Source organism: Rhizobium sp. 01T417, from assembly GCF_056398905.1.
On record NZ_JBFTQH010000146.1, the window covers coordinates 1 to 1,130 of the forward strand.

A 1,130-nucleotide genomic window follows, 5' to 3' on the forward strand; every position below is an offset into this window, starting at 1 on the left:
GCGCACGGGTCATCAATGCGGTGCCAATGGCGACCAACCAGTGCTTCAAGTCTATCGTCTTCAAACAAGCAACTGATTCGGATTTCTACTTCCATCTCTTCGACAAAGTGCAACCGGAACTAGTGCGGCGCGCTTCCGGCACGACCTTCCTCGAAATCTCCGGCTCTGAGTTCGGCGCTATTGAGGTGCCGTCGCCGGATCCAACCGAAAAGCGACTAATTGTTAAAGTTCTCGATACCGTCGATACCGCTATCCACGAAACCGAGGCGATCATCGCGAAGCTCAAGGCGGTCAAGTACGGCCTGCTGCACGATCTGTTGACGCGAGGCATCGACACCAACGGGGACCTACGCCCGCCGAAAGACGAGGCGCCCCATCTCTACCAAGCATCGCCGTTGGGGTGGATTCCGAAGGACTGGGACAGCGGTACCCTTGGAATATGGCTTGATGGTAATCCAAGAAATGGCTACTCCCCGAAGGAAGCGCCGGAGTGGACCGGCGTTCAAATGCTTGGACTGGGGTGCCTGACGACGAACGGCTTTTTGCCGGTCCAATTGAAGCATGCGCCATATGGCGATAAGCGGCTGGCGGATGCTCGTCTCAGAGACGGTGACCTCCTGGTAAGTCGCGCGAATACGCGCGATCTAGTTGGCTTAGTCGGGATCTATAAGGACGTCGGGACGCCTTGCACATATCCCGACCTGATGATGCGGCTGGTGCCTTCCTCCGAGACCAGCGCCGAGTTTCTGCAGCTGGTTCTCCAATCGTCTCGGACTCGCAAACAAATTCAGGCCAACGCGGTGGGGACGTCTGCGAGTATGGTCAAGATCAGCGGCAAGATTGTGAGCAATCTTGCCGTGGCTATGCCTAAGAAAATCGAGCAGGGACTTATCCTTGCTAAGGTAACTGCCATTGATACTCGCCTGCGTACTGAATTACAAAAAGGAAATGTGATGAGGGAAATTAAGGCCGGATTGATGGATGACCTCCTCACTGGCCGTGTCCGGGTCACACCATTGCTGATGACGCAACAGGAGCAGCACGAAGCGAAAGAGGTGGCCTGATGGGCTGGGAGCTGGAGGACGTCGAAAAGCCTTTCGTTGCCCAGCTCGTTGCGCTGGGTTGGACGC

General features: G+C 56.0%; 1 protein-coding gene. It reads left to right on the plus strand.

Features of this window, described 5'->3' with window-relative positions; translation table 11 throughout:
* The coding region (locus AC1DPR_RS32070; protein ID WP_477818038.1) for a restriction endonuclease subunit S at positions 1-1,064 on the plus strand (1,064 nt) is incomplete at its 5' end.
* Between the last annotated feature and the right edge of the window lie 66 nt (positions 1,065-1,130).